Source organism: Streptomyces scabiei 87.22 (assembly GCF_000091305.1).
Lineage (GTDB): Bacteria > Actinomycetota > Actinomycetes > Streptomycetales > Streptomycetaceae > Streptomyces > Streptomyces scabiei.
In genome coordinates, this window is record NC_013929.1 from 3,147,708 (window position 1) to 3,173,784 (window position 26,077).

At 73.1% G+C, this 26,077-nt stretch carries 23 protein-coding genes; 11 read left to right on the forward strand and 12 right to left on the reverse strand.

The genetic code is table 11. The annotated features are described in order from the left end of the window. Nucleotides 1–1,316: 1,316 nt before the first annotated feature. The 9 genes from SCAB_RS49035 (at nucleotide 1,317) to SCAB_RS13145 (ending at nucleotide 11,444) form a co-directional block, all read left to right on the forward strand. Complete coding sequence (locus tag SCAB_RS49035) at nucleotides 1,317–3,074, forward strand: hypothetical protein (protein WP_158512232.1); 1,758 nt, start codon at nucleotides 1,317–1,319, stop codon at nucleotides 3,072–3,074. Nucleotides 3,075–3,127: 53 nt separating this feature from the next. Then, on the forward strand, nucleotides 3,128–3,553 hold the full coding sequence (locus SCAB_RS13110) for a phage tail protein (RefSeq protein WP_013000548.1): 426 nt from the start codon (nucleotides 3,128–3,130) through the stop codon (nucleotides 3,551–3,553). Between the two features lie 15 nt (nucleotides 3,554–3,568). Beyond that, nucleotides 3,569–4,297 carry a CIS tube protein gene (locus SCAB_RS13115; protein WP_013000549.1) on the forward strand — a complete coding sequence of 243 codons (729 nt, stop codon included), beginning with the start codon at nucleotides 3,569–3,571 and terminating at the stop codon, nucleotides 4,295–4,297. After that, nucleotides 4,297–6,198, forward strand: a complete 1,902-nt coding sequence (locus SCAB_RS13120; protein WP_013000550.1) for a VgrG-related protein — start codon at nucleotides 4,297–4,299, stop codon at nucleotides 6,196–6,198. The genes SCAB_RS13115 and SCAB_RS13120 overlap by 1 nt, the downstream gene beginning before the upstream one ends. A gap of 76 nt (nucleotides 6,199–6,274) precedes the next feature. After that, nucleotides 6,275–6,718: a GPW/gp25 family protein gene (locus SCAB_RS13125; protein ID WP_013000551.1), complete on the forward strand. Its 444-nt coding sequence runs from the start codon at nucleotides 6,275–6,277 to the stop codon at nucleotides 6,716–6,718. Next, complete coding sequence (locus SCAB_RS13130; RefSeq protein WP_013000552.1) at nucleotides 6,718–8,676, forward strand: putative baseplate assembly protein; 1,959 nt, start codon at nucleotides 6,718–6,720, stop codon at nucleotides 8,674–8,676. The genes SCAB_RS13125 and SCAB_RS13130 overlap by 1 nt, the downstream gene beginning before the upstream one ends. 34 nt (nucleotides 8,677–8,710) lie before the next feature. Then, the gene (locus tag SCAB_RS13135) at nucleotides 8,711–9,268 is read left to right on the forward strand and encodes a phage tail protein (protein WP_013000553.1); all 558 of its coding nucleotides are present in this window, start codon (nucleotides 8,711–8,713) and stop codon (nucleotides 9,266–9,268) included. Next, a complete protein-coding gene (locus SCAB_RS13140; RefSeq protein ID WP_013000554.1) occupies nucleotides 9,265–10,737 on the forward strand; it encodes an NADase-type glycan-binding domain-containing protein in 1,473 nt (490 codons plus the stop codon). Before SCAB_RS13135 ends, SCAB_RS13140 begins: the two co-directional genes overlap by 4 nt. 152 nt (nucleotides 10,738–10,889) lie before the next feature. After that, nucleotides 10,890–11,444, forward strand: a complete 555-nt coding sequence (locus SCAB_RS13145) for a glycoside hydrolase family 25 protein (RefSeq protein ID WP_037722835.1) — start codon at nucleotides 10,890–10,892, stop codon at nucleotides 11,442–11,444. A gap of 28 nt (nucleotides 11,445–11,472) precedes the next feature. On the opposite strand, the gene SCAB_RS13150 is transcribed toward SCAB_RS13145, so the two are convergent. Together SCAB_RS13150 and SCAB_RS13155 are read right to left on the reverse strand one after the other, a co-directional pair. Then, a complete protein-coding gene (locus tag SCAB_RS13150; RefSeq protein ID WP_013000556.1) occupies nucleotides 11,473–12,135 on the reverse strand; it encodes an NADPH-dependent F420 reductase in 663 nt (220 codons plus the stop codon). A gap of 189 nt (nucleotides 12,136–12,324) precedes the next feature. After that, nucleotides 12,325–12,537 carry an EF-hand domain-containing protein gene (locus tag SCAB_RS13155; protein WP_013000557.1) on the reverse strand — a complete coding sequence of 71 codons (213 nt, stop codon included), beginning with the start codon at nucleotides 12,535–12,537 and terminating at the stop codon, nucleotides 12,325–12,327. 245 nt (nucleotides 12,538–12,782) lie between these two features. On the opposite strand from SCAB_RS13155, the gene SCAB_RS13160 reads away from it, so the two are divergent. After that, a complete protein-coding gene (locus SCAB_RS13160) occupies nucleotides 12,783–13,433 on the forward strand; it encodes a GNAT family N-acetyltransferase (protein ID WP_041669157.1) in 651 nt (216 codons plus the stop codon). A 27-nt stretch (nucleotides 13,434–13,460) separates the two neighbouring features. Here SCAB_RS13160 and SCAB_RS13165 read toward each other — a convergent pair whose 3' ends face one another. The 6 genes from SCAB_RS13165 to SCAB_RS13190 all read right to left on the reverse strand — a co-directional run bounded on the left by SCAB_RS13165 (nucleotide 13,461) and on the right by SCAB_RS13190 (nucleotide 19,910). Beyond that, nucleotides 13,461–14,087 (reverse strand): DNA-targeting ADP-ribosyltransferase toxin scabin, encoded by a 627-nt coding sequence (locus tag SCAB_RS13165; protein ID WP_037722833.1) that lies wholly within the window; start codon nucleotides 14,085–14,087, stop codon nucleotides 13,461–13,463. Between the two features lie 115 nt (nucleotides 14,088–14,202). Continuing rightward, on the reverse strand, nucleotides 14,203–15,441 hold the full coding sequence (locus tag SCAB_RS13170) for a YVTN family beta-propeller repeat protein (protein ID WP_013000560.1): 1,239 nt from the start codon (nucleotides 15,439–15,441) through the stop codon (nucleotides 14,203–14,205). A gap of 102 nt (nucleotides 15,442–15,543) precedes the next feature. Then, nucleotides 15,544–16,047, reverse strand: coding sequence for an ATP-binding protein (locus tag SCAB_RS13175; RefSeq protein WP_037722843.1), 504 nt, complete (start codon nucleotides 16,045–16,047; stop codon nucleotides 15,544–15,546). A 347-nt stretch (nucleotides 16,048–16,394) separates the two neighbouring features. After that, nucleotides 16,395–17,162, reverse strand: coding sequence for an enoyl-CoA hydratase/isomerase family protein (locus SCAB_RS13180; protein ID WP_013000562.1), 768 nt, complete (start codon nucleotides 17,160–17,162; stop codon nucleotides 16,395–16,397). A 92-nt stretch (nucleotides 17,163–17,254) separates the two neighbouring features. Continuing rightward, nucleotides 17,255–18,511, reverse strand: coding sequence for a L,D-transpeptidase (locus SCAB_RS13185; protein ID WP_173402870.1), 1,257 nt, complete (start codon nucleotides 18,509–18,511; stop codon nucleotides 17,255–17,257). Nucleotides 18,512–18,683: 172 nt separating this feature from the next. Then, nucleotides 18,684–19,910, reverse strand: coding sequence for a L,D-transpeptidase (locus SCAB_RS13190; protein ID WP_013000564.1), 1,227 nt, complete (start codon nucleotides 19,908–19,910; stop codon nucleotides 18,684–18,686). A gap of 149 nt (nucleotides 19,911–20,059) precedes the next feature. On the opposite strand from SCAB_RS13190, the gene glgX reads away from it, so the two are divergent. After that, on the forward strand, nucleotides 20,060–22,324 hold the full coding sequence (gene glgX, locus SCAB_RS13195) for a glycogen debranching protein GlgX (protein ID WP_041669159.1): 2,265 nt from the start codon (nucleotides 20,060–20,062) through the stop codon (nucleotides 22,322–22,324). An 18-nt stretch (nucleotides 22,325–22,342) separates the two neighbouring features. Here the strand turns inward: glgX and SCAB_RS13200 are convergent, their stop codons facing one another. From SCAB_RS13200 to SCAB_RS13215, 4 genes are read right to left on the reverse strand one after another with little or no spacing between them, the layout of a single operon-like run. Then, nucleotides 22,343–23,017, reverse strand: a complete 675-nt coding sequence (locus tag SCAB_RS13200) for a response regulator (protein WP_013000566.1) — start codon at nucleotides 23,015–23,017, stop codon at nucleotides 22,343–22,345. Then, a complete protein-coding gene (locus SCAB_RS13205) occupies nucleotides 23,010–24,275 on the reverse strand; it encodes a sensor histidine kinase (protein ID WP_013000567.1) in 1,266 nt (421 codons plus the stop codon). The genes SCAB_RS13200 and SCAB_RS13205 overlap by 8 nt, the downstream gene beginning before the upstream one ends. A gap of 25 nt (nucleotides 24,276–24,300) precedes the next feature. After that, nucleotides 24,301–25,050, reverse strand: coding sequence for an ABC transporter permease (locus SCAB_RS13210; RefSeq protein WP_013000568.1), 750 nt, complete (start codon nucleotides 25,048–25,050; stop codon nucleotides 24,301–24,303). Further along, complete coding sequence (locus SCAB_RS13215; RefSeq protein WP_013000569.1) at nucleotides 25,047–25,994, reverse strand: ABC transporter ATP-binding protein; 948 nt, start codon at nucleotides 25,992–25,994, stop codon at nucleotides 25,047–25,049. Before SCAB_RS13215 ends, SCAB_RS13210 begins: the two co-directional genes overlap by 4 nt. Between the last annotated feature and the right edge of the window lie 83 nt (nucleotides 25,995–26,077).

Below are 26,077 nucleotides of genomic sequence, written 5' to 3' on the forward strand. Positions count from 1 at the left end.
TGACCCCCGTACCGCCCCGGGCCTCCCGCCCGGCCCCGCTGACCAAGGTCGCCGCCGCGCCTCCGGCCGTCCAGCGCCGCACACTGCCCACGGCACGGCCTTCCCAGGCGCCCCGAAGCACCGGCTCCGAGGGTGCGGCGCGCGGTACGACGATGCCGGGCGCGGCCCCGGGCGACGCTTCGCCAGGACCGACGGCGACGGGCAGCGGCCCGGTCCCGTCGCCCGCGGGCCGTACGGCAGCGGTGGACGCCACGTCGGGGGCCCGCCCGGCGGTGCCCGGCGGCTCCGCGACCGGACGCACGCCCGAGAGTGCCGCCTCGCCCGGCCACGCGGCCGTGGAGGAAACACCGCCGAGCCGCACGGTCGTGGCGGCAGCGTCACCGGTCCACACGGTCGCGGGGGAAGCGCCACCGGCTCACACGGTTGTGGGGGAAACCGCGCCGAGCCACACGGTCGAGCGTGGAGCACCGTCCGGGCCCGCCGTCGTCAGTAGGGCTCCGTCGAAGGGCGCCGTCGCCGGTGCCGATCCGTCCGGTCGCGCGGGTGCCCACGCGGCCCCGTCCCGCCCCACGAGCCCCGGTGCCGCGTCGTCCGGGCCCCGGGCGGCCTCCGGCCGGGTCTCGGTGCAGCGTTCGGTGTCAAGGGACGTCACTCCGGGGTCTGCGCCGACGGCCATCGGCCCCACGGCAACCGCCGTCGGGGCAGGCAGCCCTCCGGGCACGCCTGCCGCCTCCGGACCGGCCGGGGCCACCGTCCAGCGGACGGCACCCGACGCGGCCCCTACGGCAGCGAACCCCGCCCCCTCGGCAACCCCGACGGCACCCACACGCCCCGGCGCCACCCGCCCCAGCCCCCGGAGCACCCCCGCCACCTCCGGACCCACCGAGGCCACCGTCCAGCGGACGGCACCCGACGCGGCCCGTACGGCAGCGAGTCCCGGCCCCTCGGCGCCGAGCCCCGGCTCGCGGAGCGCCGCCGCCACGCCCGAACACACCGAGGGCACCACCCGGCCGACACCCTCCCCCTCACGCCGGACGCCGACGACGGCCGGCCCAACTACAGCCGCCCCGAAGGCAACCGGTGCTCACAGCACCCCGGCCGCCTCAGGACCGGCCGAGGCCACCGTCCAACGGGCGGCGCCCGACGCGGCCCGTACGGCAGCGAATTCCGCCACCTCGACCACTCCCGCAACTCCGTCGGCACCGGCAACCCCGTCGGCACTAGCCGTACCGGCACCGGCAGCACCGGCACGATCCGGCAGCCACCGCCCCAGCCTTCAGAACGCCCCCGCCACCTCCGGGCCGCCCGACGTCACCGTGCAGCGGGCGGCACACCACCCGAGCCGTACGGCGGCGGCCTCCGCCGGCACGGCCCCCGCCGCGACGGCGAGCGGCATCGACGGCGCCGTCCCCACCGCCCAGAACGCCCCTGTCACCCCCGGACCGGCAGAGGCCGCCGTCCGGCGCGCCGCCCGTACAGGTCGTACGGCGGCGGACTCCGGCATGCCGGTGACCGGCCCCACCCCGCAGCGCACCACCGCCACCCCTGGCCCGGTCGAAGCCACCGTCCAGCGGGCGGAGACTCCGCAGCCCCTCGCGGCGGACACCACCACGGTCACGGCGCCGACCGCCCCGCGCGGCATCGCGGGCGTGACCGCGAACAACGCCCCCCAGCCCAGGGCGGATCTCGGCAGCGCACCGGCCAAGTCGTCAGGTACGACGCCGGATCACCGCCCCACGCCCGGGAGCACGGCCACCCCGGTGCCCAGCCCCGGCCGTGCGGCCGCACCGGCACCGGCACCCGCACCCGCACCCGCACCCGCCGGTGCCTCAGTCCCACCCCTCACCGGCGGCACACCCTCCCGCACGCCCATCCAAAGAGCGGCCGGCGGTGGCGGCGTCGCGCCCGCCGTCTCCCCCGCCCCCCGCACCGCCCCCGGCGGTCCGCGCACCCCCGGCGGAGCCAGGCGCGTGGGGCTCGGCGCCCCCACCTCCGGCCCCGTCCCGACGGCCGCCCCCACCTCCGGCCCCGTCCCGACGGCCGCCCCCGCCCCCGCCCCCGGCCCCGCGGCGACCCCATCCGTCCGGACGGCACCCCCGACCGCACCCGCACCTGCACCCACACCCCGTCAGCGCCCCCTCCTGGGCGCCCCCCTCACCACCCCGCCCCGGGACGCCCAGCCCCTCTCCCCCCGCAAGCCCTCCCCCGGCGCGGGCGGCCACGGCTCGCCTCCTGTCCTGCAGCGGGCGACAGCGGCACGGCAGCCGGGGGCGAACCACCACCCGGCCGCCCCCCTGAAGTCCACCGGCCAGGGACAGCGCCCAGGCGAGACGCGAGCCGGCGTGCGCCCGGCCGCTCCCGCCCCCGCCCCGCAGTCGCCCGCCGTCCCCACCCGGCGTCCCCTCGAACGGCCCGGGACTCCAGCACCCATGCCCGCCGGCACTCCCGCATCCGCTCCCGTGCGCCCCCTCACACCCACCCGCGCCCTCACCTCGGCCCTGCCCACGGCCACGGCACCCCCCGTGCTCCAGCGTCAGGCCGCCCGCCCCGCCGTCCCGCTGCGCCGCCCCGCCCCCGCACACGACCACCGCACGGCCCCGGCCGCCGCCCCCGCCGTACAACGCCTCACGGCCAACCAGCCCACGAAGCCCCGTCCCGCCACCCGGCCGGCCCAGCCCACCACCCCGCCCGTCGTCCCCCGCGTACGCGCCGTCGCACCGACGCCCCCACCCGCGCCTGCGCCCCCGCCCCCAGCCACACCCGCACCCACTCCGGTCCAGCGGGCCCCGGAGATCCCCCTCCGCCCCACCCCCGCAACCACGACCTCAGCCGTCTCACCCGTCACAGCGTCCGCAACGTCCACAGCCTCCGCAGCCGCCTCGGCCACCACCCCGGCCAAGACCAGCCGCACCTCCGCCACACCCCCCGGCGCGCCGTTCGACCCCCGTACGCTCACCGACTTCCAGCTCGACGAGCTGACGCACAAGCTCATCGGCCGCATCACCCGCCTCGTCCGCACCGAACTCCGCCTCGACCGCGAACGCATCGGCCGACTCCGCGACCCCCGCCACTGACCTCCAGGCCCCCGCACCGGCGCCGCCCCGCACCACCAGAAAGGCCCTTCCCGATGTCCCGCGATCTCGACCCGGGCTCCACCATCTTCTTCACGCTGACGATCGACGGCGAGAGCCTCGGTTACTTCAACGGGTGCGAAGGGCTGTCCTCGACCGTGGAGATCGAGCAGCGCCAGGAGGGCGGCAACAACGGGTTCGTCTGGCAGTTCCCGTCGCGGGTGACCTTCTCCAACATCCGGCTGACGCGGCCGCTGACACCCGACACGGCCAAGGTCGCGGCCTGGATCTCGTCCGTCGCGACGGGCGTGAAGCGGCCGACGGCCCAGATCGCGGCGCTGCGCGCGGACGGCTCGGAGGTCGCGCACTGGGGGCTGATCGACGTCCTGCCGGTGAGCTGGCAGGGCCCGTCCCTGGACCCGTCCAACCCGAGCGTGGCGACCGAGGTGCTGGAGATCGCGCACCACGGGTTCACGGACTGAGGGGCGGGACAGATCATGGCGAAGGGCAGCAAGGGCGGCGGCGCGGGCAAGAGCCTCGTGCGCGCCACCCTGGCCATCCACGAACCCCCGGTAGGCACCAGCACCACCCCCGGAGGGATGAAGAAAGAGTTCGAGTTTGAGTTCAACCCGTCCGAACTGACCCTGCGGCAGGGCGCCCAGTGGAAGCGGACGACGAGCGCGGCGGTGCGCGACGGCGCGCTGCCGGAGTTCATGGGGCCCGACCCCCGGGAGATGAACGTCGAGATCTTCCTCGACTCCTCCGACAAGCCGAGCGGCACCACGGTGCTGAAGAAGGTGGAATCGCTGCTGTCCTGCTGCGAGGTGACGGCGAAGAGCCTCGCCGCGAAGCAGCCGTCGCCGCCCTGGGTGGTCTTCCAGTGGGGGTCGTTCTCGACGGCGCGTTTCACCGCGTACGTCAGCTCCGTGGACGTCACGTACTCCCTGTTCGGGACGACCGGTGTGCCGATCCGGGCCGCCTGCCGGATGACGCTGCACGAGATCCCCAGCCGGACCGAGGGGCAGAACCCGACCTCGGGCGCGCTCACCGCGCGGAGCGTGCACCGGGTCGTGGCGGGCGACTCGCTGCAGTCGCTGGCGTGGCGGGAGTACGGGAACGCCTCCGCCTGGCGGGCCATCGCGGAGGCCAACGGCATCGACGACCCCACGTATCTGCCCACCGGCACCGAACTGGTCCTCCCGGCGGCCGGGGAGGTGGCCCTCTGATGGTCAAGCCGTCCTTCTCCAACATCATCAGGGTCACGATCGACGGCAGGGAGCTGCCCACCGACTACGCCGATCTGCTGGTCGGCGGCTGGGTCGACCTGGGGGCCGGGGTGCCCGGCGCCTTCCGGCTCACCTTCCGGGACCCGCACGGGCTGGTGCTGGGCAAACTGAACGTCAGGTTCGGGTCCCTGGTGGTCATCTCGCCCGTGGCCGGCGGGCAGGGCGCGGGGAACCCGGTGTTCACCGGCGAGGTCACCGGGATGGAGACCGACTACGACGGCACCGGCACCTTCACCGTCGTCCGCGGCTACGACGCCGGCCACCGGCTGATGCGGGTGCGCCGGGTGGCGGCGTACCGCAACCAGACGGCCGCCGACATCGCCCGCAAGCTGGCCACGACGAACGGCGTGCCGGTCGGTGAGGTGCAGTCCACCAAGACCGTCTACGACTTCATCAGCCAGTCCAACGTGACGGACTGGGACTTCCTGGCGCGGCTCGCCGACGAGAACGAGATGGTGATGTCGCTCGACGCCAAGGGCAAGTTCCAGTTCGTGAAGCCGAAGCCGGCGTCCGGCGCGGCCGCGCCCAGCCCTCCCGGGCAGAAGAGCCCCTACGAGCTGAAGGCCGGGGTGGACATCCTGCGCTGCCGGGCCGCCGTCACCGCCGCCGACCAGGTCGACAAGGTCGAGACGCGCGGCTGGAACGTCACCACGAAGAAGAAGCTCACCGCGACGACGAAGGCGGACGCCAACCCCGGTATCGCCATCGGCACCACCCCGCAGAAGGCGGCCAATCCGTTCAGGGCCGCCAAACTGGTGGAGACGGACACGCCGTACGACCTGCAGAGCGAGGTCACGCACGCCGCCGGTTCCCTCGCCGACGACATCACCTCCGCCTTCGCCGAGCTGGAGATCATGGTGCGCGGCAATCCGCTGCTGCGCCCCGGTGTGCCGATCACGCTCTCCGACGTGGGCGCCCCGTTCGAGGGCAAGTACACCTGCACCTCGGTGCGGCACACCTTCGGCGACGGCAGCCACTACGAGACCTGGGTGACCGTCAGCGGCCGGCAGTGGCGCTCGCTGTTCGGGCTGACCTCGGGCGGCGGTACGGCGGCCCCGCGGCTGCCCAGTGTCGCCAACGCCCTGGTCACCGACGTACAGGATCCGCTGAAGCAGGGCAGGGTGAAGCTGCAGTTCCCGTGGCTGGACGACGCGTACGTCAGCGACTGGACGCGGACCGTGCAGCTGGGCGGCAAGGCCGGCGGCGGCATCTTCCCGCTGGACGTCGGCGACGAGGTGCTGGTCGCCTTCGACCGGGGCGCGCTCGACCACCCGTTCGTCATCGGCGGTCTCTACAACGGCGTGGACAAGCCGACCCCGGTGAAGGACGTGTGGCTGCACGACCCGGTCAAGAAGAAGGCGATCCGGCACACCCTGTCCGACCGGGAGGGCAACCGGGTGGACCTGCTCAGCCAGCAGACCGGTCTGCGCAAGCAGGGCGTGCGGCTCGCCACCGGCAACGACCGGCTGATCATCAACCTCGACCGGACGAAGACCGAGATCACCGTGGACAGCAAGGGTGCCGTCTCCATCACCGGCGGCACCTCGGTGTCGGTGAAGGCGGGGACCGATCTGACGCTGAGCGCGCGGCGGTCGGTGACCATCCGCAGCGGCGGCCCCCTCAACCTCCAGGGCCAGGGCGTCGTCGGCCTGCGGTCGCTCGGCGGCGCGGTCAACGTGAACGCCGTGGGCGCCCTCACTCTGAGCGCGGCCGGGGCCGCGACGATCAGCGCGGCCGGAACCGTGCAGATCAACGCCGTCGGCCAGGCGGCGCTGCGGGCGGCCAACATCGACATCACGGGCATCGTGCTGGTCAACAAGAAGCCGTACCCGATCCCGTGACGCCCGCAGCCCGCGGGTCCGCCCGTTCGCACGTCCGCCGAGAAGTCCTACGTCAGAAGAGAGGGGTGGCCCGCTGATGGCCGAGCAGTTCGTCGGATCCGGCTGGGCGTTCCCGCTGCGCATCGGGCCCACCGGGGGCATCGCCCTGGTCAGCGGGGAACGCGAGGTCGAGGAGGCCATCCGGCTGGTCCTCGCCACCGCGCCGGGCGAGCGGCCGATGCGCCCCGAGTTCGGCTGCGCCATCCACGACCTGGTGTTCGCGCCGGTCAACGAGGCCACCGCCGGCCGTATCCAGCACGAGGTGTACGCGAGCCTCGACCGGTGGGAGCCGCGGATCGAGGTGACCGACGTCGAGGTGACGGCGGGCCCCGACCAGGGCGTCCTTTTCATCGACGTCCGCTACGCGATCCGCGGCACCAACAACCCGCGCAGCCTGGTCTTCCCGTTCTACGTCATCCCCTCCCACGACGAGCCGGACCTCGCTCCCGAAGGCTCCGACCGTCCCGAAAGCGACCGCTGATGGCCCTGCCCTCCCCGAACCTCGACGACCGCCGCTTCCAGCAGTTCGTCGACGACGCCAAGCGCTACATCCAGCAGCGGGCGCCGGAGTGGACCGACCACAACGTCTCCGACCCCGGGGTCACCCTGGTGGAGACGGTCGCCCACATGGCCGACCAGATCGTCTACCGGCTCAACCGGGTGCCGGAGAAGAACCATCTGGCCTTCCTGGACCTGGTGGGCATCACCCTCTTCCCGCCGTCGGCCGCCCGTACGGACGTGACGTTCTGGCTGTCGGCGCCGCAGGAGGAGCCGGTGCCGCTGCCGGTGGGCACCGAGGTCGCCACCCTGCGCACCGAGCGGGAGGAGGCGGTCGTCTTCGCCACCGAGCGCGAACTGTCCGTCGTGCCCTGCGCGTTGCGGTACCTGGTCACCCAGCGGCCCGGTGAGCCGGTCGCCGACCGGACGGCCGACCTCGCCGAGGGCAAGGACCTGCTGTGCTTCGCCGAGTCCCCGCGCCCCGGCGACTGCGTGCTGTTCGGCCTGACCGCCGCCGTGCCGCACTGCGCGGTCGTGCTGGAACTGGACAGCGTGGTCGACGGCGTCGGCGTGGACCCGCGGCAGCCGCCGCTGGTCTGGGAGGCGTGGACCGAGGACGGCTGGATCGCGTGCGAGGTCGACCGCGACGGCACGGGCGGCCTGAACCGGCCGGGCGAGGTGATCCTGCACATGCCCGGCGGGCACACCCTGTCCCGCACCGGCGGACAGGAGGCCGGCTGGCTGCGCTGCCGGGTCACCGAACCGCTGCCCGGCCAGCCCTTCTACACCACCTCGCCGACCGTCCGCGCCGCCGAGGCCTTCACCATCGGCGGCACCACGACCGCCGTGCACGCCGAGACGGTCTACGACGAGGCCCTCGGCGAGTCCACCGGCCTGCCCGGTCAGCGACTGCGCCTCGCCCACTTCCCGGTGGTGGGCGACACCCCGCCCGTGCTGCTGCAGACCGCCGAGCACGACGGCTGGACCGACTGGGACGTCGTCCCGTCCTTCGCCGCGTCCACCTCCCACGACCGTCACATCACCCTGGACTGCGCCACCGGGGAGATCGCCTTCGGCCCGGCCGTACGGGAGCCCGACGGCACCCTGCGCGCGTACGGGGCCGTCGCGCCCAAGGGCGCCGTCATCCGGGCCGTGCGTTACCGCACCGGCGGCGGCCGGGCCGGGAACGTGGCCCGGGGCGCCATCCGGGTGCTGCGCACCTCCGTCCCGTACGTCTCCGAGGTCGTCAACCGGGAGGCGGCGCGCGGTGGTGTGGACGCGGAGACCGTGGAGGAGGCGAAGGTCCGGGCGCCGATCACCCTGCGCGCCCAGGAACGCGCGGTGACCCTGCGCGACTACGAGGAACTGGCCCGCCGCGCGGCCCCCGAGACCGCCCGCATCACCTGCCTGGAGGGCGAGGAGGGCGAGCACGGGGCGTACGCGGTCCGGGTGCTCGTGGTCCCCCAGGCGGTGCCGGACCCGGGCGGGCGGCTGCGCTTCGAGCAACTGGTGCCCGGCGACGCGCTGTTGCGCCGCATCACCCGCCACCTGGACGAACGCCGGCTGATCGGCACACGGCTGGCCGTCGGCCCGCCCTTCTACCAGGGCGTCACGGTCGTCGCGACGCTGCACGCCTTCCGGGGCGTGGACACCGACCGGGTCCGCCGTCAGGCCCATGACGCGCTCTACCGCCACCTCGACCCGCTGACGGGCGGCGCCGACGGCCGTGGCTGGCCCTTCGGCCGCCCCGTCCAGTCCGGTGAGGTCTTCGCCGTCCTCCAGCGGGTGCCCGGCGTCGAACTCGTCGACGACGTCCAGCTGCACCCGGCCGACCCGCTCACCGGCAAGCGGGGCGAGGCCACCGACCGTATCGACCTCTCGGCCCCGTCGCTGGTGTTCTCCTTCGACCACCGGGTCCGCGTGATCGGGGACAAGCAGTGAGCGCCGGGTTCCCGGGCGGGGGAGGCGGGCGCCGGTGAGAGGCTCCATCGACGGTCTCGGCTCCTCGCACCCCATCGGCGCGATGCTTCCCGCCGTGTTCGCCGACGACGACCTCGCGCAGCGGTTCGTCGGCGGTCTGGACGACGTCATCGCCCCGATCCTGTCCGTCCTCGACTGCCTGGACTCCTACTTCACGCCGTCCCTGGCCCCGGTGGACTTCACCCAGTGGCTCGCCGGCTGGGTGGGCGCCGAGACCGACGGCACGGAACCGGAGGACCGGCTGCGCGCCGCGGTCGCCGCCGCCACGTATCTGCACCGCGTCCGCGGGACCCGGCGCGGTCTGTCCGAGGCGGTGCGGCTGGTGTTCGGCGTGGTCCCGGAGATCACCGAGAGCGGCGCCGCCTCCTGGGACGCCCGCCCCCTCGGCCCGGTCCCCGGCGAGGCCCGCCCCCGTCTGCACGTGACCCTGCGCCTGCCCGACCCCACCTCCGCGGACGAGCACCGGCTGGACAGCCTCGTCGCCGCCGCCCGTCCCGCCCACATGCCCTACACGGTCCAGGTGACCGCCGCCGAAAGGATCCCCGAGAGATGACCAGCCCGACCCCCGGCACCGGCCAGGCCCGGAGCTGCGCCGAGTGCGGAACCCGCGGGGAGCCCGGCCAGTCCTTCTGCGACGCCTGCGGCGCGGTGCTCGGCTGGACCGGAACCCCGGCCCGCGCGGCCACGGGCGAGGCCCCGGCTGCCGCCGCCCCCGCGACCGTCCCGGCCGCCGACCGCACGGACGACCCGGCCCCGGCCGCGGCCCCCGCGGGCGCGCCCGCCGGCCGTCCGGCGGCCCCCGGAGAGCCCGGCTGGGACGCCTTCGCGCTCCCGGGCGCGGGCACCGGTACGGCCCGCACCGGCCACGACGGCGCCCAGGACACCGGCCGGCCGGGCACGGTCGCGGCCCCCGGGACCACCCCGGCGGCCCGCACGGACGCACCCCCCGCCGCCGAACCGGCCGCCGCCGGCGCGACGACAGCGGCGACGGCGACGGCGGCTCCCCCGGCCGAGCCCCGGACCCCGTCCCCGGCGGCCGCCCCCGAGCCGGTCCCCGCGCCCCGCCCCCGCCATGACGACGAGGCCCCCACCACCCCCCTCCCGACACCCGCCGCGCCCTCGCCCTCCGACGCCGACCGGGCCAGGTCCCTGCTCGTCCCGGTCGCCGACCCCGAACCCCGTGCCCCGGCGGAGCCGGCCGTCGCGCCCGTGCTGCCGGGCCGCCCGGACGTGCAGCGGCCCCAGGTGCGCACCCCGGGCCCGGAGTTCGGCACGGACGGAGGTGTGCCCTGCCCGTGGTGCGGGACCCCCACCCGGCCGGACCGTCACTTCTGCGCGCGCTGCGCGATGCCGATGGCCGGCCGTGCGGAGACACCGGGACGGCTGCCGTGGTGGCGCAGGCTGCTGATCGGCCGCGACACGCAGACCCCGTGGGCCGGCGACCGCCCGCGGCTGCGGCGCGGCTTCGGCGCGATCCTCAACTGGGTGGTCGCCGCCGTCGTCCTCACCCTGGTCGTCACCCTCGCCTTCAAGGCGGACGACGGCTACCGGGCGGCCCGCGACCACTTCGCCAAGCGTGCGTCGGTCGTCCCCGACACCTTCAAGGCGTCCCGCTCCTTCCCCGGCCACAAGCCGGACCTGGCCTTCGACACGTACAGCAACACGTGGTGGGGTCCGGGTGTCACGCAGTCCGGCGAGGGCGAGTGGCTGGAGGCCCACTTCGAGGAGCCGATCCGGCTGCTGGACGTGGTCATCACACCGGGCGTCTCCAAGCAGGCGGACCAGCGCTCGGAGTCGGCCCGCCCGCACCGCATCGAGGCGACCGTCACCGCCGCCGACGGCTCCAAGTCCACCAGAATGCTCACCCTCGACCAGGCCGCCGGCGGCCAGAGCCGCAAGTTCCGCGTCGGGGACGCCAAGTCCGTCCGCTTCACCATCCGCTCCTCCTACGGCGCGGACGACAAGAAGCAGGTGGCCATCGCGGAGATCGAGTTCTTCGGCCGCTCGAACAGCAACAGCTAGCGCGGGAAGGGCACCCACGGGGGCCGGGACAGAGCGCCGGGGGCTGGTTCCGGGAAAGGCGGACGACGTCGCTCCGGATCTGCGAGCCTGGTTCGGTGACCGGCCCCCCACAGGCCGGTCACCGGCCCGGCTCCCCCACCTCCGGAGACCTCATGCTGCGCGGTATCGACGTCAGCTCCCACCAGCCCTCCGACTACGACACCACCGGCCTGTCCTTCGTCTTCGTCAAGGCCACCGAGGGGCGCACCTACACCAACCCCCGACTCGCCGCCCAGACCAGGACCGCTCGCGAGGCGGACCTGGTCGTCGGCTTCTACCACTTCCTCTGGCCGGGCCATACGACCGCCCAGGCCGAGTACTTCGTCGGCAGGGCCCCGGAGCGGGCGGGCGACATCCTCGCCGTCGACTGGGAGACGACGGGCGAGGGCACCCGCGCGAGCAACGCCGAGAAGGACCGCTTCCTGCGGAAGGTGAAGGAACTCCGCCCGGAGCACCGGGTGGTCCTCTACTGCAATCGCGACTACTGGCTGACCGTCGACACGACGTCCTACGCCGGCGACGGCCTCTGGATCGCCGACTACGTCACCGCCGGCAGACCGCGCGTCAAGGCCCGGTGGCGCTTCCACCAGTACACGGACCACCCGGTCGACAAGAACGTGGCCGACTTCCCGAGCAAGGCCGCGCTGCGCGAGTGGGCCGGCGGCTGAGCGTCGCGGGCGGAGCCGGTCGCCGGGATCAGCCCCGGAACTCCGGCGTCCGTTCCGGTGACGCCTCGGCCAGTGCCTTGGTGACGGCCTCGGTGTCGCCCCGGAGGCCGTAGACGGGGGTGTCGGGCTGCTGGCGCCAGGAGTCGTCGAGGCCGCCGGCGTCGACGGTGTCGAAGCCGAGTTCGTCGATGAGGGCGCGGACCTTGGACTTGGCCGCATCGTCGTCGCCGGCGACGGGGAGGGCGACGCGGTCGGGAGCGCCGGCGGGGCGGGGGAGGTCGAGGATGTCCTGGGCGTAGGTGCCGTTGAACGCCTTGACGACGGGGTGGCCGAGGTGCTGTTCGGTCCAGCGGCTCTCGGTGAGGCCGTCGTCCTCGATCGCGGCGATCCTGCCGTCGCGCCGGCGGGGATAGTAGTTGCCGGTGTCGATGACGACGACGCCGTCCGCTGCCGCGTCGAGGAGGCCGGAGGGCAGGTCGGGCACCGCCTTCAGCGGGATCGTGACCACCACGATCTCGGCACCGCGGGCCGCCTCCTCCACCGTGACCGCGGTCGCGCCCGTCTCCTCGGCCAGCGCGGTGAGGGTCTGCGGACCGCGCGAGTTCGCGACGGAGACGTCGTGGCCGAGGGCGGTGAGCCGCCGGGTGAGGTTGCCGCCGATGTTGCCCGCGCCGATGATGCCGATCTTCATGACAGGCCGCCCTTCGTGTTCGGGGTGTTCCGGGAGCCGGGAGATCCGAGTGGTCCCGGAGGTTCCACATATGCATGCGCGTGCATGCAGTACTCGCCAACCCCGGAGTGCCCCGAGCTATTCCGGTGCCCGGCACGACGAAGGGCGCCCCCGTCGTACGCGACGGAAGGCGCCCCTCTGCCCCTGGCCTCACTTGTCCAGGTGGGCCCAGAACTCGTCGAACGACAGGAGCTTGTCGCCGTTGAGGTCACGGGTGCGGATGATGACCTCCGCCACGGACTCGGTGACGTTCCAGTCGCCCTCCTGGGCCAGGGCGGTCTTGAACTCCGCTGCGGTGATGAACCCGTCACCGTCCGCGTCGATCCGCTGGAACTCCTTGCGCGCTGCCTCGATGTCCGCCACCGATCCGCCCCTTCTTGGTGCCCTGCCCGTTCCGGACAGTCCTGCCTACGGTCCTACTGACGCAGGTCAGATTAACCGGCCGGGCGAGCGCGGAGTGCGGCGACCACCCTCGCGAACTCCTCGGTGTGCGCCGACAAGGGCTCGACGCCCCGCGCTGCCCGATGGCGAGGAGGCGCGTGCCGTGATCGATCATGTCTGGGAGTCTGGGCCCTCCAGTGGGCGGAGACTCGGGGAGTACGGCGGCGATGGAGAGCTTGCGGGACATTCTGGACGCGGCGGCCGTGGGAGTCTTCCCGCCGGCGGACGGCGGTACGACGGTCGTCGCCCAGCCCTCCCCCCGGGACGCGGGGGTCCTGTGTTTCACGGCGCACTCCGTCGTGTTCACGGACGAGGACCCGCGGTGGGTGCGCGAGAGTCTCGCGGAGACGGAGTGCGACGGGCTGTCCGCCAGCATGAACCCGCGGTTCCTCGCGGCCCTCATGGAACGGACGGGCCGTACGACCGAGACCATCGACGCGATGCTGGTCGCCCCGCCCCTGCCGGGCGAACCTCCGCTCCCGCTGCGGGAGATCGAGGACCCCGGTCACGCCCGGGTCGCGTACGCACGGCTGCGCCGTGACGACGTACGGGTCTGGACGGTGGACGGCGGCGTCCTGACGACGGGCCGGGGCATCGCCGGGCGGCTGGAGGTCTCGGTCGAGGTGGACGAGGACGCACGGGAGCGGGGGCTGGGACGGGCGCTGGTGCATGCCGCGCGCCACCTCGTCGCCGAGCCGCTGTGGGCGCAGATCGCGCCGGGGAACGCCCGCAGCGTGCGGGCGTTCCAGTCGGCGGGCTACCGGCCGGTGGGCTCGGAGATCCTGCTCGTCCCCCGGCAGCCACGCGGGGACCGGTGACCGCGCGGGGCCGGTGGGGCGGCGGTGTCAGTGCCAGGGCTCGTAGTGCGGGTTGCCCACGCACTCGCTCATCTTCTCCGTCCTGGTCTTCTTGTCGACCGGGCAGACGCCGATGACGAACTCCGTCCTGATGCCGCCGGGGAAGGCGACCTCGACCTGGTCGGCCCACTTGTGCCGGTCGCCGATGGTCTTGTTGACGTCCACGCCGCCGGGGGCGTCGATGTAGTAGTTGTAGCCGGACTTGTACCAGGTCTTGTACAGGTCGTGGTCGTAGGTCGTGGAGACGTACGGCGAGGGCTGGTTGACCAGGACGTAGCTCTCGATGTCGTACTGCCCGTCGATGACGTCCTTGGGGAGGAAGCCCTGCTCGAAGACGACGGCCGGGCCCCGGCTGTCGCTGCGGTAGAGCGTGCCGCAGGTGGTGCGCCAGACCGGGTCGGGGGTGATGCGCTCGACGTCCACGCGGGGGTCGGCGGCGGCGTGCACCGGGTCGTCGAACCGGGGACAGGCGGGGGCGGCGGCCTTGGCCGACGTGGCGGTGGCGGTGGGGGTCTGGGCCGGAGCGGTCGCGGCGGAGGTCGCGAGGACGGCGGAGAGGGACAGGACGACGGCGGCGGCCCGGCGCCGCACACGAGAAGTGATCACGCTCAGCACGATCTCGGCTGCGCGGCGCCGGGCCGGGGACCGTCACTCGTACGGAGGCGTGTCAGTCCGGGCGGTTGTCATGGGGCGGTGAGGGTCGCCATGGGTCGGTGCGGGTCGGTGTGGATCACCGGAAGATGCCCGTGTGCCCGAGGGAGTAGCGGCCCGGCTGCGGGTACACCGCGAGGCCGTGCGGGCCGCTGCCCACGGGGATGCGGGCGAGCTGCTTCCCGGTGCGGGTGTCGAGGGCGTACACCTCGGAGTCGTAGCGGCCGGAGAGCCACAGGACCTTGCCGTCGGCGGAGACGCCGCCCATGTCGGGGCTGCCGCCTTCGGGCAGGTGCCATTTCCTCGTGAGCCTGTTCTCGGTGAAGTCGAAGACGGAGACCGTGCCCTCGCCCCGGTTGGAGACGTACATCTCGCGGGAGTCGCGGCCGACGTACAGCCCGTGGGTGCCCTTGCCGGTGGGCAGCAGCTTCGGCTCGCCGAACGTGTCGCCGTCGAGGACCCACATGCCGTCGGCCATCATGTCGGCGATGTAGAACCGCTCGCCGTCCGGGGAGATCTTCACGTCCTGCGGCATGGCCCCCTCGAACGGCAGCTTCAGCTGCCCGATCACCTTCATCCTCGCGGTGTCGACCTTGAGCAGTTCGCCGCTGAACTCGCACGAGACGATGAAGTACGTGCCGTCGGCGGAGAAGTCGGCGTGGTTGACGCCGTAGCAGCTGACCGGCTCGGTCCTGACCCGCTTCATGGTGTGCGGGTCGCGGAAGACGAGTTCGCGGTCGAGCGAGGCCATGACGACGGCGTACTCGCCGTTCGGGGTGAAGTACAGGTTGTAGGGGTCGTGCACCTCGACCGGCTCGCCCGCCTTCCCCGTCGCCGGGTCGATGGGGGTGAGGGTGTGGCCCCGGTTGTTGTTGACCCACAGGGTCTTCAGGTCCCAGGAGGGCACCACGTGCTGGGGCTGGCGGCCCACCGGGATCGTCTCGACGATCTCGTACGTCTCCGGGTCGATCACGGAGACGGTGTCGGACTCGCTGTTGGGGACGTACACCCGGGACGGGAAGTCCTTGACGACCGGGGAGAGCCGGCCCGGGCGGTCGGCGGCGTAGACGTCCCGGGGATCCAGCAGGGGCGGCATGCCGCGCAGGCCCCGGACCGCCGTCCGCCGGCTCTTCCTCCGCTCGGCGGCCTCGGCCTCGGCGGCGGCCCGGGCGGCCCGGATCCGCTGCTCGTGCTCCGTGGTCCCGGCCCCCGTCCCGGCCCCGGCGCCGCACGCGGCGACGGCGGCGAGCACGGTGGCCGCGAGAAGGGCGCGCTGGACGAGGGTGCGCTGCTTGAGGGAGCTGCGGGGCGTGGTCACGCGACCTTTATAGGGAGGTTCGCCGGGAATTCCGACGATTGGCCCGATCGACGGAGGTGCGCGTGGCGGCCGCCGGGCCCCGTCGCCGGCCGGCGACCGGTGTCAGCGGTCGGCGACCCTCATCTCGAACCAGGTCGTCTTGCCCCGCGGCAGCAGGTCGACGCCCCAGCGGTCGGCGAGCTTGTCCACCAGGAACAGGCCCCGCCCGCTGGTGTCCATCTCCTGCACCGGCATCAGACAGGGCAGTCCGCGCGAGGGGTCGCGGACCTCGACCCGGATCCAGCCGGGGCGGCGGCGCATGCGGAGTCCGAAGACGCGGGCGCCGGTGTGCCGTACGGCGTTGCCGACGAGTTCGGAGACGAGCAGGACCGCGTCCTCGGTCATCTTGGGCGACAGCCGCCACTGGCGGAGCACGACGACCTGGGCGAGCCGCCGGGCCGTGGCGGCGGACTCGGGACGGGACGGCAGCGGGACCTCCGCCTCGGTCGGGTTGCCGAACAACTCCAGTGCCTTCTGCGCCCGTTCGTCCTCGATCGCAGGTGACCAACGCGCCGCGGTCGCACTCCCGTGCCGCCGCGGCTGTTCGATACCCTCCAGCCCCGCCATGCCCTCCATCATGGCCGTCCCGGGCCCCTTTCGGGGCCGTTCCACAGGAATACAACCCCCGGAACCAACCATTCCGGGACTTTCGGATGTCATATGCCAGAGGCAGCAAACCATCCACGAAAGCCCGTCCGACCTGCGCGAACAGCCTGAACTTCGGTCAACGGCGCGAGCGTTGGGCAAGGTTCTCTTAAGGCTGCCTTAAGGCTCGGAGACACCGCTCCTTCGGGGGACACGGGTCATACATCGCGTCAACTGCAAGCCCGCGGGCGGAATTCGCGGGCCGAATTCCGGAAGCCCCGGACCCCGGCCCGCTCCCCTCGCCCTCGGATTCGCCCTCGCCCTCGCCCTCAGACGAACTTGGCCTTGCCCGGCCCCTCCTCCACGAAGCTGCGCATCCCGCGCTCGCGGTCCTCCGTGGCGAACAGCCCCGCGAACCAGTTCCGCTCGATGGCGAGTCCGGTCTCCAGGTCGGTCTCCAGCCCCGCGTCGATCGACTCCTTGGCGGCCCGCAGCGCGATGGCCGGCCCCTTCGCCAGCCGGGCGGCCCACGCGTGCGCGGCGGTGTACACCTCGTCGGCCGGGACGACCCGGTCGACCAGACCGAGGGTGAGGGCCTCGTCCGCCTTGACCATCCGGCCGGTGAAGATGAGGTCCTTGGCCTTGGAGGGGCCGACGAGACGGGCGAGCCGCTGGGTGCCGCCCGCGCCCGGGATCACGCCGAGCAGGATCTCCGGCTGGCCGAGCTTCGCGTTCTCCCCGGCGATGCGGTAGTCCGCGCACAGCGCCAGCTCGCAGCCGCCGCCCAGGGCGTAGCCGGTGACGGCCGCGACGACCGGCTTGGGGATCCGGGCCACGGCGCTGAAGGAGTCCTGCAGGGCGCGGGACCTCGCGACCATCGCCGCGTGGTCCATGTCCTGCATCTCCTTGATGTCGGCGCCGGCCGCGAAGACCTTCTCGCCGCCGTAGATCACCACCGCGCGGACGTCGTCGCGGCGCGTGGCCTCCTCGGCGAGTTCCTTGAGGCGGTCCTGGGTGGCGACGTCCAGGGCGTTCATGGGCGGCCGGTCGAGGCGGATGGTGCCGACGCCCTCGGCGACTTCGAGATGCACAGTCATGAGGGCAGGTTAACGGCGACTAACGGCAACGGCCCCGGTGCCGTACATCACACCGGGGCCGTGCGTCGGAAGGGGCCGTCAGGCGCGGGCGCCTACGCCTTCCACTTGTCCCAGGCCATGTTCCAGCCGTTGTAGCCGTTGTCCGGGTCCACGGTCCGGTCGTTGGAGTTCTTCACGACCACGACGTCGCCGACCATGGAGTGGTCGAAGAACCAGCCGCCGGGCGCCTTGCGGTCGTAGCCGCCGCGGGTGTCGCGCAGACCGATGCAGCCGTGGCTGGCGTTGTAGTTGCCGAAGGCGTCGCCGCCCCAGTAGTTGCCGTGGATGAAGGTGCCCGAGTTGGTCAGGCGCATCGCGTCCGGCACGTCCTTGATGTCGTACTCGCCGCCGTAGCCGACCGTCTCGCCGTTCATCCGGGTCACGCGCAGGCGCTCGCTGATGACCATCTGACCGTTCCAGGTCTCCATGCCGGGCTTGCCGGTGGTGACCGGGATGGTCTTGATGACCTTGCCGTCGCGCTTCACCTTCATGGTGAGCTTCTTGACGTCGACCACGGAGACCTGGCTGCGGCCGATGGTGAAGGAGACCTTCTTGCTCTGCTCGCCGTAGACGCCGTCACGGCCCTCGACGCCGTCGAGGTTGAGGTCGACGGTGACCTTGGTGCCGGCCTTCCAGTACTTCTCCGGGCGGAAGTCGAGGCGGTCGTTGCCGAACCAGTGGCCCTCGACGTCGACGGGCGGGTCGGTCTTGACGGTGACGGCCTTCTCGACGTCGTCGGGGGCCGTGATGCCCCGGGTGAAGCGGATCGAGAACGGCATGCCGACGCCGACCTTCGAGCCGTCCTCGGGGGTGAAGATGCCGACGAAGGTGTTCTTCGGGGTCAGCGTGGTGAAGGACGAGTCCTCGGCCGCCTCACGCCCCTCGGAGTCCTTCGCGACGGCGTGCACCTTGTACTCGGTGGCCGAGTTGAGGTGGATCGACGGCGTCCAGCTGGCGCCGTCGCCGGATATCTCGCCGGCGATCTTCTCGCCCTTGTCGTTCTCGACCGTGACCTCGGACAGCTTGCCCTTGGTGGCGTTCACCTTGAGGGCACCGCTGGTGGCCACGGACTCGGCGCCGTTCTTCGGCGCGATGGAGACCACGGCCTCCGAGGCCTTGGTGGCCGTCTTGTCGGAGGCGGTCCGGTCGGAGCCCTTCCCCTTGCCTCCGTCGGAGCCGGTGTCCGAACCCCCGCCCCCGCCGCACGCGGTGACCGCGAGCAGCATCAGGACCGGCAGTACGGCCAGGGCCCCCTTGCGCCGCCGCGTCCGCGCGCCAACCGACGCCCCCGATATCGGTCGCCCGTTCAACTCTCTGTTCTCCCCTCGCACGGCCTGATCAGGCCCGCACCCCTACGCGCAGAGCGCGCGTACGCTCGTACATTAACCAGATGATCGGGACGATTTGGCCTCGGCGTATGTCACCGTTCAGTCCCAACTTCCCTGGGCACGCGCGCACCCCCCATGTCCGGGCTTTGTCCGTCTACTTCACCGCGGCACCCGCTTTCCATTCCTTCCACCCCATGTTCCACCCTCCGAGACCATTGTCCGGAGCGACCTCTTTGTCCGTGCTGTTGACGACCTCGACGACGTCCCCGACGAGACTGCGGTCGAAGAACCAGCCCGCGGGCGTGCCGGAGTCGCCGCCCTTCACATCGCGCAGGCCGACGCAGCCGTGGCTGACGTTGGCCCGGCCGAAGGCGTCCGGGGCCCAGTAGTTGCCGTGCAGGAAGGTGCCCGAGGTGGTGAGGCGCATGGCGTGGGGGACGTCCGGGATGTCGTACTCGCCCTTGCCGTCGGCCTTGCGGAAGCCGACGGTGGCGCCGTTCATCCGGGTCACCTCCAGCATCTCGGTGACGACCATCTTCCCGTTGTACGTCGTCGTCCTCGGCGCCCCGGCCGTGACGGGGAGCGTGGCGAGCACGCCGTCGCCGCGTTCCACACGCATGGTGTGCCGTGCCGCGTCGACCACGCTGACCTGGTGCCGGCCGACGGTGAAGGAGAACGTCCTGTCCTGCTGGCCGTAGACGCCGGGCGCGCCCTCGACATCCCGCAGCCGCAGGCCGACGGTGACGCGGGTGCCGGGCCTCCAGTACGTCTCGGGACGGAAGTCCAGGCGCCCCCGGCCGAACCAGTGCGGGCGGACCTCGACGGCGGGTTCGGCGGTCACGTCGACGGCGCGTTCGACGGCCGCGCGGTCCTCGATCTCCCGGTTGAACTCCAGGGAGACGATCATCCCGGTGCCGACGGTGGCCCGGTTCTCGGGCGTCACGTAGGCGATGAAGCGCTCGTCGGGGACGTCGGTGGTGAAGGTGACGTGCCGGGCCGAGCGGCGGCCGTGGCCGTCGAGGGCGACCGCGTCGACGGTGTACCGGGCGGCCAGCGCGAGCTTCGGTGAGCCGGTGGGGCGCCAGGTCAGCCCGTCGGCGGACATCCGGCCCGGCACGGGCGACTCCTGCGCGTCCTGCGACTTCACCACCTTGACGGACTCCAGGCGCCCACTGGGCACCCGCACTTCGAGACGTTGCTCCGGGCGCACGCCCTTGCTGCCGTCCTCCGGAGTGACCCTGATCGTGTCGTCGGGTGCCTTTCCGCTGGTCAGCGGCGGCCCACTGGTGCATCCGGCGGCCCCGGCCAGCAGGGCCGCCCCGGTGAGCGCGGCGGCCAGGGCGGCCACGGCGCGGCGCGCGTGCGTCTGTGCGTGGTTCACGTGCGGCCCAACGACGGCGCACGCCCCCGGGAAACGTGAGTGCGAGGCGTGCTCTGGGCAGAACACTTGGGAGGACGACGAGACGGGGAGCGGCGCGGGGACGGCCGGCTCCCCTGCCCGTCGCCCACCGAGCCGCGGGAGGCCAGAGGGTGTCGAGCGCAGCCGAGCAGGAGGAAGTGACGGGGACGCGCGCCGTGCCGGCCGCGCGTGGGGCCGTCGTGCTGAACGGGGGCCGGCGCGAGGAGCCCTCACCGGGGACCAGGCCCGTGTGGCCGGGGGCGCCGACGCCGCTCGGCGCGCGGTTCCGGGTGGGCCCCGACGGGGTCGCGGGCACCAACTTCGCGCTGTGGGCCGGCGGGGCGGAGGCCGTCGAGCTGTGTCTGTTCTCCGCGGCGGGCGAGGAGACCCGGCTGCGGCTGACGGAGCTGACGCACGAGATCTGGCACGGCTTCGTGCCCGGTGTCCTGCCCGGTCAGCGGTACGGCTACCGCGTGCACGGCCGCTGGGACCCCTGGACCGGCGCCCGCTGGAACCCGGCGAAGCTCCTCCTAGACCCGTACGCGCGTGCCGTGGACGGCGAGTTCGGTCTGCCGCCGGAGGTGTACGCGCACGTCCGGGACTGGCCCGAGCAGCATGTCGCCGACACCGTGCGCGACGAGCGGGACTCGGCGCCGCACGTCCCGAAGGGCGTGGTCGTGCACGACGACACCCCTGACGACGAATGGACCGACGACCGCCGTCCGAAGACGCCCTGGGCGGACTCGGTCATCTACGAACTGCACGTACGCGGCTTCACCATGACCCACCCCGGCGTCCCCGAGGAGCTGCGCGGCACGTACGCCGGTCTCGCGCACCCCGCCGCGATCGAGCACCTGGTGAAGCTGGGCGTGACGGCGGTGGAACTGCTGCCCGTCCACCAGTTCGCCCACGAGGACCATCTGCTGCGCAGGGGCATGCGCAACTACTGGGGCTACAACTCGGTCGGCTACTTCGCCCCGCACGCGGCGTACTCCTCCTCGGGCACGGCCGGGCAGCAGGTCGGGGAGTTCCGGCGGATGGTGCGGGCGCTGCACGCCGCCGGCATCGAGGTCGTCCTCGACGTGGTCTACAACCACACGGCCGAGGCCGACGAGCGCGGTCCGAGCCTGTCGCTGCGCGGCATCGACAACCGGGGCTACTACCGCCTGCAGAGCGACGCGCGGCGCTACGCGGACTACACGGGCTGCGGGAACACGCTGCACGTGGTCCAGCCGCACGTGCTGCGGCTGATCACCGACTCGCTGCGGTACTGGGTGACGGAGATGGGGGTGGACGGCTTCCGTTTCGATCTGGCGGCGGCCCTCGCCCGCTCCATGCACGACGTCGACATGCTCTCCCCGTTCCTCGCCGTCATCGCCCAGGACCCGGTGCTGCGGCGGGTGAAGCTGATCGCCGAGCCGTGGGACGTGGGCTCGGGCGGCTACCAGGTGGGCGCCTTCCCGCCCCTGTGGACGGAGTGGAACGACCGCTACCGGGGCGCGGTCCGGGACTTCTGGCGGGGCGCGCTGCCGGACGTACGGGATCTCGGCTACCGGCTGTCGGGGTCGAGCGACCTGTACGCCTGGGGCGGCCGCCGGCCCTACGCCTCGGTCAACTTCATCACCGCGCACGACGGTTTCACGCTCCGCGACCTGGTGTCGTACGAGCGCAAGCACAACGAGGCGAACGGGGAGGGGAACCGGGACGGCTCGGACGACAACCGGTCCTGGAACTGCGGAGCCGAGGGCGAGACGGACGACGAGGGCGTACGGGCCCTGCGGCGACGGCAGCTGCGGAACCTGCTGACGACGCTGCTGCTGTCCACGGGCGTGCCGATGCTGGTCGCCGGCGACGAGCTGGGCCGCACGCAGGGGGGCAACAACAACGCCTACTGCCAGGACAACGAGATCAGCTGGATCGACTGGAGCCTGCTGGAGGACCCCGCCTGGAAGGCCCTCTTCGACCTCACCTCCCGCCTGATCGCGCTGCGCCAGGCGCATCCGGTGCTGCGCCGCCGGGCGTTCTTCTCCGGCCGGGCCCACTCGGCGGACGGACTGCGGGACCTGGCCTGGTTCACGGCACGCGGCGACGAGATGACCGAACGGGACTGGTACGCGCCGGCCGCGACCCTCGGCATGTATCTCTCCGGCCGCGACATCCCCGGCCGCGACGCCCGGGGCACCCCGATCCTCGACGACAGCTTCCTCATCGTCCTGCACGCCGGCGACCGGCCGGCCGGCTTCGTCCTGCCGGGCGCACCGTGGGCGCGGCGGTACGAGGTGGTGGTCGACACCTCGCGGGAGGAACAGGGGGAGCCGGTGGGGGAGGTGCACGAGGCGGGGGCGGAGGTGGCCGTCCCGGGGCGGTGCGTGCTGCTGCTGCGGGTGCTGGGGTGAGCGGTCCGGTGCCCGGCGTCAGCCGAGGATGCCCCGTTCGTAGGCCGTGGCCACCGCGGCGGCCCGGTCCTTGACCCCCAGCTTGGCGTAGAGATGGGTGAGATGGGTCTTGACGGTCGCCTCGCTGATGAAGAGTTCACGGGCGATCTCACGGTTGGCGGTGCCCCTGGCCACCAGGGCCAGCACCTCGCGCTCGCGGGCGCTGAGGGGTTCGCTGCCGGGGGTGCGCGGGCTGCGGACGGCCGTCACCAGCCGGGAGGCGACGGCCGGGGAGAGCACGGTGCGGCCCTCGGCCGCGGCGCGGACCGCGGTGAACAGCTCCTCGCGCGGGGCGTCCTTCAGCAGATAGCCCGTCGCGCCCGCCTCGATGGCCGGGAGGGTGTCGGAGTCCGTGTCGTAGGTGGTGAGGACGAGGACCTTCGCACGGGCGGCGCGGCGGGTCAGTTCGCGGATGGCTTCCACTCCCCCGCCACCCGGCATCCGCAGGTCCATCAGGACGACGTCCGGGTCCAGGGCCGCGGTCAGCTCGACCGCCTCCGTCCCGTTCGCCGCCTCGCCGAGGACGCGGAAGCCGGGCGCGGACTCGAACATGCCGCGCAGACCGTCCCGTACGACGGGATGGTCGTCGACGACCAGCACGGAGATGGGCTGCTGCGGATGCGGATGCGGATGCGGGTGAGCCTCGTCAGTCATGGCGGACCAACGGTACGCGAGCCGACAGGGCGGTGCCGTGGTCCGGTTCGGACTCGACGGTGAGGGTGCCGGCGATGCGTTCGGCGCGGACCCGCATGCCGTCCAGCCCGAAGCCGCCGGCGCGGGTGCGGGCGGGGACGGCGAGCGGGTCGAAGCCGCGGCCGTCGTCGCGGATGTCGAGGATGACCTCCTCACCGAGGAAGGTGAGGGTGACGCCGACGCGGCGGGCGCGGGCGTGCCGGGCCGTGTTCGACAGGGCTTCCTGGGCGATGCGCAGGAGGGTCGCCGAGACCTCCTCGTGGAGGGGTTCGACCCGCCCGGTGGCCGTGAAATCGGCGCGGGTGCCCGTCCGTTCGGCCCACTCCGCGACCGTCTTCTTCAGCGCCTCGGGCAGGCCGTCGTGCTCCAGGGCGACCGGGGCGAGGTTGTGCACGGAGCGGCGGGCCTCGCCGAGGCTGTGCCGGGCCAGGTCGCCGGCGCGGGCGAGATGGGCGCGGGCGGTCTCCGGGTCGGGGGCGTTCGCGACGACCTGGAGCTGGGCGATGATGCCGGTCAGGCCCTGGGCGATGGTGTCGTGGATCTCGGCGGCCAGCCGCCGGCGCTCGTCGGCGACCCCGGCCTCCCGTGCCTGGACGAGGAGTTGGGCGTGCAGGGCGGCGTTCTCGTCGAGGGCCTGCTGCAGGGCGGTGTTGGTGCGTTCGAGTTCGGCGATGGTCGCGGTGCGCTCGCGGGCCCGCTGTTCCTCCTGCTCGGTGAGATGGGCGACCACCATCTGCAGGCCGTAGTTGGCGGCCAGCAGGGCGGCGAAGACGATCCAGTGGCCCACGCCCCTCGGTGGCAGCCCGCTGGACTGCGCGCCCGCCACGGTGACCGCGCTGGCGAACAGCCCGAGCCGTCGCCATCGGCCCGGGATCAGCTCGTCGGCGTCCATGTAGCCGGTGGCGGCGAAGAACGCGAAGAACGGGTTGATCCAGGTCAGGGCGAAGGCGAAGGCCCAGCGGACGACGTAGTACCCCGTCCCGGCCCAGGACGGGGTCCGGCAGTGGCGGTCGGTCCGGCGGGGGCGGGTGATGTGCCACCACACCTGCAGCAGGACGGCGGCGGCGATCAGGGCCCCGGTGGCGTACCACTCGGCGGCATCGACCATCAACTCGCTGGTGGCGAGGGCGAGGACGGTGCTGACGCCGAGCAGTCCGTAAGGTCCCCAGGTGTGGAACTGGTCCCATCGCCGTTCGATCAGCTGGTCCTCGGCGGTCATCTCCCCAGTCTGCACGGCTGCGCGCCTACTCCCACCGGAACCAGTGCGAGGCGGCGAAGGTGAGCAGCGTCGTCCAGAGGGCGAGGACGCCGAGGTGGTCCCAGCCGGGCCAGTGGCCCGCCGCCGCCTCGTTCAGGGCCTGTGCGGCGGCGCCGAACGGGGTGTAGCCGACGCACCGGGCCAGGACGTCGGGCATGGTCTGCACCGGCATCCACACGCCCGCGCAGAACATCGCCGGGAAGAACACGGCGGAGCCGATCGCCGCCGAGATCTTCGCGGTGCGGGACAGTGCGGAGATCACGGCGCCCAGCGCGAGGGCCGCGAGGACGGCGAGGAGCAGGGCGAGCGCGTAGCCGAAGGGCTGCTCGGGCAGCCGCACGTCGAAGGCGAGCCGGCCCACCGCGAGGACGAGCAGCGCCGAGAGCAGGGCTCCGCCCCCGTAGAGGAACATCTGGGCGGACAGCAGGGCGGCGGGCCGGACCGGGGTCGTGGACATCCGGCGCAGCACACCGCGTTCGCGGTAGCCGGTGAGGGTCTGCGGCATGGCCTGCAGCCCGCCGACGATCAGGCCGAGCAGTACGGCCACGGGGACGTAGCCGTCGACCGGGCGCAGTCCGCCGAAGTCCGGGTCGGCCTGGCGCAGGGACGGGATCGAGCCGAGGATCACCAGCAGGAGGGTGGGGAATCCCAGCATCCAGAAGAGGCTGCCGGGTTCCCTGCGGATGAGGCGGGTCTCGCTGCGGAGTACGGCGGTGTTGACGAGGGTGGTGCTCATACGGCTGCCTCCTCGGCGCCAGTGCTCGCGCCGGTCTTCGTCAGGTCGAGGAAGGCGTCGTCCAACGTGGCGTCGGCGACCCGGAGCTGGTGGGCGGTGATGTGCGTGCGGGCGAGGAGGGTGAGCACGGCGTTCACGGTCTCGTCGGTGCCGGAGAGGGTGACACGGCCGTCCTTGTGCGCGATCGCCGCGAGCGCCGGGAGCGCGTTCAGGTCACGGTCGTCCAGCGGGGCGGAGGGCGTGAAGCTGATGACGGTGGCGCCCGCCGAGCGCCGGACGAGCCCGGCCGGGGTGTCCAGGGCGGCGATCCGCCCCTGGTCGATCACGGCGATCCGGTCGCACAGCCGCTGTGCCTCCTCCATGAAGTGGGTGACGAGCAGGACCGTCATCCCGCCCGCGCGGATGTCCTCGATCAGCTCCCAGGTGTCCCGGCGGGCGCGCGGGTCCAGGCCGGTGGTCAGCTCGTCCAGGACGACGATCCGGGGATTGCCGATGAGCGCGAGCGCGATGAACAGCCGCTGTTTCTGCCCGCCGGAGAGCTTGGCGAACCGGGTGCCGAGCCGGGCGGTCAGGCCGAGGCGTTCGGCCAGGGGCCGCCAGTCGGCCGGGTCGGGATAGAAGGAGGCGTACAGCTCCAGTGCCTCGCGGACGGTGAGTTTGGCCTGCAGCTCGCTCTCCTGGAGCTGCGCGCCGAGCACCAGGCGGGTGGCCTCGTGCTCGGCGACGGGGTCGAGGCCGGCGATCCGGACCCGGCCCGCGTCGGGCACCCGCAGGCCCTCGACACATTCGACGGTGGTGGTCTTGCCGGCGCCGTTGGGGCCGAGGATCCCGAAGATCTCGCCCTCCGCGACGCTGAAGGAGACCCCGTCGACGACGTTGCGGCCGCCGTAGGCCTTGCGCAGGCCGGTGACCTCGATGACGGATGTGGACGACGTGTGTGGCATGGGTCGAGAATCCCGGCCGCGCACGGGTGCGCGCATCGGCCGTCGCGCTCGAACGGGCATCAACCGATCGGTCGATGGGCCGC

Bases quoted from the DNA above. Each gene is read 5' to 3' on its own strand.
- SCAB_RS13175 (WP_037722843.1), bottom strand. From the start codon at position 16,047: ATGGCGGGGCTGGAGGGTATCGAACAGCCGCGGCGGCACGGGAGTGCG.
- SCAB_RS13140 (WP_013000554.1), top strand. From the start codon at position 9,265: ATGACCAGCCCGACCCCCGGCACCGGCCAGGCCCGGAGCTGCGCCGAG.
- SCAB_RS13180 (WP_013000562.1), bottom strand. From the start codon at position 17,162: ATGACTGTGCATCTCGAAGTCGCCGAGGGCGTCGGCACCATCCGCCTC.
- SCAB_RS13110 (WP_013000548.1), top strand. From the start codon at position 3,128: ATGTCCCGCGATCTCGACCCGGGCTCCACCATCTTCTTCACGCTGACG.
- SCAB_RS13200 (WP_013000566.1), bottom strand. From the start codon at position 23,017: ATGACTGACGAGGCTCACCCGCATCCGCATCCGCATCCGCAGCAGCCC.
- SCAB_RS13205 (WP_013000567.1), bottom strand. From the start codon at position 24,275: ATGACCGCCGAGGACCAGCTGATCGAACGGCGATGGGACCAGTTCCAC.
- SCAB_RS13125 (WP_013000551.1), top strand. From the start codon at position 6,275: ATGGCCGAGCAGTTCGTCGGATCCGGCTGGGCGTTCCCGCTGCGCATC.
- SCAB_RS13160 (WP_041669157.1), top strand. From the start codon at position 12,783: ATGGAGAGCTTGCGGGACATTCTGGACGCGGCGGCCGTGGGAGTCTTC.
- SCAB_RS13115 (WP_013000549.1), top strand. From the start codon at position 3,569: ATGGCGAAGGGCAGCAAGGGCGGCGGCGCGGGCAAGAGCCTCGTGCGC.
- SCAB_RS13130 (WP_013000552.1), top strand. From the start codon at position 6,718: ATGGCCCTGCCCTCCCCGAACCTCGACGACCGCCGCTTCCAGCAGTTC.
- SCAB_RS13145 (WP_037722835.1), top strand. From the start codon at position 10,890: ATGCTGCGCGGTATCGACGTCAGCTCCCACCAGCCCTCCGACTACGAC.
- SCAB_RS13210 (WP_013000568.1), bottom strand. From the start codon at position 25,050: ATGAGCACCACCCTCGTCAACACCGCCGTACTCCGCAGCGAGACCCGC.
- SCAB_RS13215 (WP_013000569.1), bottom strand. From the start codon at position 25,994: ATGCCACACACGTCGTCCACATCCGTCATCGAGGTCACCGGCCTGCGC.
- SCAB_RS13120 (WP_013000550.1), top strand. From the start codon at position 4,297: ATGGTCAAGCCGTCCTTCTCCAACATCATCAGGGTCACGATCGACGGC.
- SCAB_RS13150 (WP_013000556.1), bottom strand. From the start codon at position 12,135: ATGAAGATCGGCATCATCGGCGCGGGCAACATCGGCGGCAACCTCACC.